Origin of the sequence: Barnesiella intestinihominis YIT 11860, assembly GCF_000296465.1 — a bacterium.
Lineage (GTDB): Bacteria > Bacteroidota > Bacteroidia > Bacteroidales > Barnesiellaceae > Barnesiella > Barnesiella intestinihominis.
The window spans coordinates 671,049-677,619 of record NZ_JH815204.1; the positions used below are offsets into that span (position 1 = coordinate 671,049).

The window sequence follows — 6,571 nt, forward strand, 5'->3', positions numbered from 1 at the left end:
TATACTGTCGGATTCCTTATGTATAAGGGATTCGACAGTTTTTATCTGAATCTGCGATGTCAGCTAAAAAGCCGAATGAACTCATAGACCGCTACGAAGAAATGTTGCGCGGGACAGTTAGTTGTTATTTCGATACCGACGAGATAGATGAAATCTCGGATTATTATGAGTCCAAAGGGCAGTTGTCCAAAGCGTTGCACGCTATTGAGTTCGGGTTGAATCTTCACCCCGACAATGTGGATTTGAAGCTCAAAGAGGCTCGTTATATGCTTTATCTCGATAGAGCAGATGAAGCGAAAAGAATTATGTCCGAACTGGCCGATTATAGTCTTGATGCCACACTTATTCGGGCTGAGCTGTTATTTATCGACGGTTATATGAAAGATGGCCATGCGTTGTTGCTTGCTATGTTGGATAACGACGATATTCGGGAAGATTTTTGTTTCGATGCCGTGGATATATATACCGATTACGATTGTTTCGATGAATTGGTGGAGTTCGTGGAGAAAGCGGGAAAGGTATTACCCGATAGCCGGGAGTTGTTTCGAGAAATGGCTGCTATCTGCGAAGAGCGTTCGGAGTATGAGAGATCTGTCATTATTTATAATAAATTGATAGACAAAGACCCTTATTCGTTGCAGGATTGGTTTTCTTTGGCCAAAGTCGAGGCTTTGTTAAAACATTATGATAAAGCGGTAGAGGCTTGTGATTTTGCATTGGCGGTGAAGGAAAATGAAGAGTCGATAATCTCGTTTAAAGGATATTGTTATTACGACTCCGGACAATATGAGAAGGCCATAGAACAGTTTCTTGAATATGAGTCTATCACAAAGGAAAAATCGGTTGCTTATGAATTGATCGGGGAGTGCTATGTGAAATTGGACGATAACAACAACGCGTTGAAGTTTTTTCACAAGGCTCTCGATATAGAGCCTTCGAACTCGAATATATGTTATCAGTTGGCTACTTGTTATTATGAATTGGGAGATATACAGAAAGCCGTTGTTTATTTGAGAGATACTTTAAGCCTTGATAGTAGGGACGACGAGGCTCATTCGTTTTTAGGTGAAATTCTTTTGCAGGAAGGAGACTACGAAGAGGCCTATTATCATTTGTCTAAGTCGTTGGAGTTGAATGAAGACGATATGGAAACTATGAAACTCAAAGGCGAAGCGTGCCTTCATCTCGAATATTATGAAGAGGCTGTTTCTGTGTTTGAAACAGTGCTTCGGGAAGATTCGTACGACCTGCATTGCAGGCTTAAATTAGCCCTCGCTTATGCGAAGATGGGCGATGACGCGAATGCTGAGCGCCAGATACAAATCATAGACCAAATGAGCCAGTCTTCCGATTTTAGCGGTTTACCGAATGAGAAGTCGCAACAGTGGAAAAATGTGCATGGAGCCATTCAATCGTTAAAGCGCTTTTTATTGGATCATATAGATGATTCGGAAAATAAAGAATCCCTTTCATAAAAAGGGATTCTCAATTTGTTCGATACCGATCTCTGTTTCCGGTCCGTGACCGGGATATACGATTGTTCCTTTCGGTAGAGTAAGTAATCTTGTTCGTATAGATTCGACCAACTGATGATGATTTCCTCCCGGCAAATCGGTTCTTCCAATGCTCATTTGGAAAAGCGCGTCACCCGACAGTACAAACCCTGAATCGGGAGCATAAAAAGCCATACTTCCCGGAGAGTGCCCGGGTACGGCAATCGCTTTTAATTTTTCATGACCGAGGTCAAATGTGTCTTTATCGGAAATATAATGCCCAATCGGCTGTATTTCTCCTCGAAACGGAATACCGAAAGATTCGCATTGGCGTACCATATTTTGTAAGAGAAATTCGTCGGCTTCTGCTGCACATAATATAACTCCATATTTTTTTGCCACGAAAGAATTACCGAAACAGTGATCGAAGTGCAGATGCGTAGCTAACGAATATTTTACGGTCAGCTTATTATCATCAATGAATTCGGCGAGAGTTTCTTCTTCTTTCGGATAATAGCATCCGGCATCGACAATGGCGCATTCCCTACTGGCCGTGTCCCATAAAACATAGGTATTTACCGGGAGCATGTTGAATTGAAATCGGGCAATTCTCATTTGAACCTATTTTTTTACAATTTGCACATAGACGACTTTTTTCGTGTCGAAATAATCTTCTTTGAAGTAGTCTTTCAGGTCGAATACGATCGATGTCTTTTTCACTGTAACGAGTTCGTTTTGTAATTCACCGCCTTTTAGACAGAGAAGTCCGTTGGGAAGCGCGTTTCGTTGTTCTTTTTTTATGTTTTTCCGTATCAGTTTCAATAGATCGGGTAGGGGCATAACCGCCCGGCTTACCACGAAATCGTATTCGGACTTGTTTTCTTCTACGCTTCCGTGCTGAAAAGTCACATTTTCCAAATCAATGGATTCGGCGACGTTCGCGGCGACTTTTATTTTTTTCCCGATGCGGTCTATCAGATGGAATTTACATTCCGGGAAAAGTATGGCGAGGGGAATACCGGGAAACCCTCCTCCGGTTCCCACGTCGAGAATCTCGGAACCATCTGCGAAATTTATCGTTTTGGCAATTCCCAAAGAGTGCAGGATATGGTGGAGGTACAAGTTCTCTATGTCTTTGCGAGAGATAACATTGATCTTTGCATTCCAGTCGGTATATAACTGTCCCAAAGCCATAAATTGATTTTCCTGCTTCGGTGTCAGATTCGGGAAATACGTTTTTATATATTGCATGGTTTGCTGTTTATTTGATTAAACGACGAACGGGGCTGTCGGGTAAAATATAGCTGTCGATCTCTTTGAACGGTATTTCTATACTGGTTTGCCCTGTCGCATAACAAGCTATTTCGTAAGGGTTATATACCCAACAGATACCGGTATCGGTCAGATAGAAGTTTTCGGTAGCCATGATATCTTCCGTGTCGAAATAGCCTAATTCCAGTAGGGAGTCGGGTGACGATACATTCAGTTGTTTCATCAGCCGGTTTAATAAGATAGAACTAAGTGTATCCGATGAATCGGGCTGGAAAATATCGTCTAAACCGATTCTTTTCCAGTTGGAGAGGTCTATCGTGTAATAACGATTCGAATACATGCCGTGGGCTCCACCCGTATATTCGGACGAAGATACTCCATAACAGAAGAAATCATTGCGATTGTAAACGGGAGAAAGGGTGTAATCGAAGTCCCATTCGAAAGAATAAGCCTCTCCGCTTTTCGCCAGTTCTTTTTCGAATTCGGGTTCTATTTCTTTATAGGCGTTTACATGAGACTCTACGACCTTTTGCGCGGCTTGTTTCAAGGAGTCTCCCGTATATTCGTCTCCAAAGGTTAGAGGGGAAAGTATTTTTTGCAAATGAAGGTAATCGCTGTCTTGTTTGTATTTTACAGGAATTTCCATTGTCAAGACAACTTTACAAGCAGGCTTTGCGGTATCTCCGGAGAGATGGTAGGTGTCTGCGATGACTAATTTTTCCACCACAACAGAATCGGCATTCGTTTCATTTGAATGATTATTCTTGAAATTACAAGAGTACAGACAGCTTATCAATGCTATTATACTCAATAACGATACTTTTTTCATATAAATAAGTTTTTTACAAAAATACACCTTTTGTCGTGCTTGGCAAGGGAAAAGAAGCAAAAAAGGAATAGTATTATGCGAGCACCCGGTTTTCGGGATTTTTATAATTTCTGTTGAAAGATTTGTGTACATTTGCATAAGCGCGAAGATGGGCTACATTCGGCATAACCAAATAAATTTGTTTCTGCCCTCGTTTGCACTATCTTTGCAATAAGATTCGTGTAAAATAAACCTATATGTTACAAGTCGGAAAATTCAATAAGCTCAAAGTTGTTAAAACGGTCGATTTCGGCGTTTACCTCGACGGGGGAGAGAAGGGAGAAATTTTATTACCACGGAAATTCGTTCCGGAACAATCATGCAGTGAAGGCGGAGAGATAGATGTCTTTGTTTATTATGATTCGGAAGACCGGCTTATTGCAACGACACAAAAACCGTATGCACAAGTAGGTGAATTTGCGTGGTTACAGGTAAAGTCGGTGAATAGAATCGGCGCATTTTTGGATTGGGGAGTAGAGGCGAAAGATTTGTTGGTCCCGTTTCGGGAACAAAATACGGATATGCAGCAAGGCGAGTTTTATATTGTATATGTATATCTCGACTTTGCTACCGGCCGAATAGTCGCTTCCGCAAAATTGGATAAATTTTTAGACAATGTCCCTCCTGAATATGAGGCGAATCAACCTGTCGAAATCATAGTAACTCAAAGGACTCCGCTCGGATACAAGGTTATTATCGATAATTTGCATTGGGGGGTGATTTATCACAACGAGATTTTCAGACCGATAACCATTGGGGAGCACTTGCGTGCTTATGTAAAACAAGTGAGAGAAGATGATAAGATCGATGTGATGTTACAGCTTCCGGGATATGAAAAAATAGACCCGTTGTGTGAATCGATTTTACAGAAGTTGAATGAAGCGGGAGGGGTGTTACGACTTTCGGATAAATCGCCCGCCGAGGAGATTGCACATTATTTCCAGTGTAGCAAGAAGAGCTTTAAAAAAGCGATAGGCGCTTTGTATAAAGCTCGACGCATTGTTATCGAAGAGAACTCTATTCGTAAGTCATAATAACGGTTCGGTAGAAAATCCGAGGGGGTAGGCCGGAATTTTAACGAATGCGATGGATTGCATCCCCTGTGTTTCAGTAGCAATAGGGGAGTTGCCGACGGAACGGTAGTTTTTGAGGAGAGGGATTGGAAAGATTTCATAAGTCTTTTTAGCAGTAGGGGTTAACCCCTCCGTCCTTGCGGACACCTCTCCTATTGCTTCGCCACACCCCGCAATGCTACGGGGCACGGCAGGGGAGGTGTTTTAAAATATCTCTGATAGTAAAAATTGAAACACCCCGTAAGGCTATGGGATACGGCAAGGGAGAGGGTCTAAAAAGTCTCTACGAATATTCTTTTTCCTCTCTATCTGCGAGTACAAGAGTTAAAAGATAATCTCCACTAATTATTGACTGAACCATAATAACCGTTATCTTTTCGCAAGTTAAAAGAACTTTTTTCTACAACTGTTGTTTAAGAGTTGTAAAGTTTCTGTTTTGGAAACCGAATAACTTTTAACAGGTACTAAATAATAAAAACAGTTATGAAAAGAGTCTTCATTATGTTAGCCATTGTGCTGGGAAGCGCAGGGTTATTGTTCGCTCAAAAAAGCAATCAAAAAGAGGTAAAACAGTTGCAAAGTTTTTTGCAGCAAAAATCGGCTAAGGGAGATGCCAATTATATTCGTTTGGGAATTACCGACATTAAGAATCCTGCAATGTGGAAGGGGGTAGTATGGAGCGATGGCCGTGCTATTTCTATCGATTGGAAGGATAAGGAATTGGCCGGAGAATTGGATTTGAATGGGTTTACGGCTTTGCAAAAAGTCGATTGTTCACGCAATCAGTTGACGGAGATTAATGTGTCTAACTGTACTGCGCTCAATACATTGAATGTCAGCAGGAACAAGCTGTCGGAGTTGAATATAGACAATTGTCCGGCATTGATTAAGCTCGATTGTTATAAAAATCGCTTGACCGATTTGTCTCTCTCCGGGCTTCCCGGTTTGAAAAATCTGAATTGTTCCAATAATTTGTTCGTGGAACTTAATGTAAACGGAGCTCAGCAATTACAGAGCTTGAATGTTCAGGGCTGTCATCTTGAATCGTTGAGTGTCGATAGTTGTGAAAATCTTAAAAATCTATATTGCGGTTATAATAAATTGACCAGTTTGAATCTGTTCGGGACGGTCAGTCTGTCTAATTTGAATATCGACGATAACGAAATATCGAATATGCTTTTGTCCAAATTACCGTCTCTTACGTCTCTTATTTGCAGTGACAACAATATGAAGACATTGGGTGTACTCGATTGTACGTCGTTGGCCGATTTGGTGTGTTCGTATAACGATTTAACTTCTTTGAACCTCGACGGGACTACTAATCTGTATTTTGTCGATTGCTCGTACAACGACCTTTCGACACTCGATTTGAGCAATAGAACCATGTTACAACGATTGATTTGCAGTAATAACCAGTTGAATGTCCTCGATGTATCGTTTTGTCCGAATTTGGTTTATATCAATTGCCGGTATAATCAATTAACCGATTTGCGTACTATCGGGGATAATAACTTGCGTATGATCGCTTGCCAATGGAATTATTGATGAAACCGAATGAATTGTAACGAAGGTGGGATAATGCCCGAAACGACATTATCCCACTTTTATTTTTAGGCTATTTGTTTTTTAGTCTACTTTATTCTACAATATATTTTTCTTCTTTGTTTGATTTCAAAAATATCCCCGATTTCAATCTTCTGTATTCCCATGAGTCCAATGGTTTAGTCGTCGAAATAAGGCGTACTTATGTAGTATAGATAAAAATCTACTGGGATATTCAGCTTGGCGATTCTTTTCCACATGTCGGGCCGTATTCTGAACTGGAAGTTATAATGTCCCATACTGCAATGGAGTATCAGTCCGCT

6 protein-coding genes are annotated in these 6,571 nt (G+C 40.9%); 3 read left to right on the forward strand and 3 right to left on the reverse strand.

All coding sequences use genetic code 11. From position 1 onward, the window contains the following. The first annotated feature begins 56 nt into the window (after window positions 1–56). Entirely contained in the window at window positions 57–1,475 is a 1,419-nt protein-coding gene (locus HMPREF9448_RS07605) for a tetratricopeptide repeat protein (protein WP_008862011.1), read from the forward strand. Here the strand turns inward: HMPREF9448_RS07605 and HMPREF9448_RS07610 are convergent. Genes HMPREF9448_RS07610 through HMPREF9448_RS07620 form a run of 3 tightly spaced genes read right to left on the reverse strand, consistent with a single transcriptional unit; the run spans window position 1,470 to window position 3,594 of the window. Continuing rightward, entirely contained in the window at window positions 1,470–2,108 is a 639-nt protein-coding gene (locus HMPREF9448_RS07610; protein WP_008862012.1) for an MBL fold metallo-hydrolase, read from the reverse strand. The two genes, HMPREF9448_RS07605 and HMPREF9448_RS07610, sit on opposite strands and share 6 nt — an antisense overlap. A 6-nt stretch (window positions 2,109–2,114) precedes the next feature. Continuing rightward, complete coding sequence (gene rsmG, locus HMPREF9448_RS07615) at window positions 2,115–2,744, reverse strand: 16S rRNA (guanine(527)-N(7))-methyltransferase RsmG (protein ID WP_008862013.1); 630 nt, start codon at window positions 2,742–2,744, stop codon at window positions 2,115–2,117. A 10-nt stretch (window positions 2,745–2,754) separates the two neighbouring features. Further along, window positions 2,755–3,594, reverse strand: coding sequence for a DUF3298 and DUF4163 domain-containing protein (locus HMPREF9448_RS07620; protein WP_008862014.1), 840 nt, complete (start codon window positions 3,592–3,594; stop codon window positions 2,755–2,757). A 236-nt stretch (window positions 3,595–3,830) separates the two neighbouring features. On the opposite strand from HMPREF9448_RS07620, the gene HMPREF9448_RS07625 reads away from it, so the two are divergent. After that, window positions 3,831–4,667 carry a CvfB family protein gene (locus HMPREF9448_RS07625; RefSeq protein ID WP_008862015.1) on the forward strand — a complete coding sequence of 279 codons (837 nt, stop codon included), beginning with the start codon at window positions 3,831–3,833 and terminating at the stop codon, window positions 4,665–4,667. Between the two features lie 522 nt (window positions 4,668–5,189). Further along, a complete protein-coding gene (locus HMPREF9448_RS07635; RefSeq protein ID WP_008862017.1) occupies window positions 5,190–6,251 on the forward strand; it encodes a leucine-rich repeat domain-containing protein in 1,062 nt (353 codons plus the stop codon). The last annotated feature ends 320 nt before the right edge of the window (window positions 6,252–6,571 follow it).